A 207-nucleotide genomic window follows, 5' to 3' on the forward strand; every position below is an offset into this window, starting at 1 on the left:
TCAAGTGCACGCATGGTCCGCAAAAATCCTGTGGAAGCATTACTGGATTCTAGTCAAGACAATTCATTTGTAAATCGTTGGGGCGGGGAATTAAAACGAGATAATTTTGACGTGAAAATGCTACAAAATCGTGGGATGGATCGCGGGGTAGTTATTCGTCATAAGAAAGATTTATTAGGATATGAAGGGAATGTAGATTGGAAAAGC

At 40.1% G+C, this 207-nt stretch carries 1 protein-coding gene; it reads left to right on the forward strand.

Features of this window, described 5'->3' with window-relative positions; genetic code table 11:
- A partial coding sequence (locus ACQGS6_RS29640) for a phage tail spike protein (RefSeq protein ID WP_426966121.1) occupies positions 1-207 on the forward strand: 207 nt, incomplete at both ends.

Source organism: Bacillus sp. GMs2/2 (assembly GCF_050172095.1).
Classification (GTDB): domain Bacteria; phylum Bacillota; class Bacilli; order Bacillales; family Bacillaceae_G; genus Bacillus_A; species Bacillus_A cereus.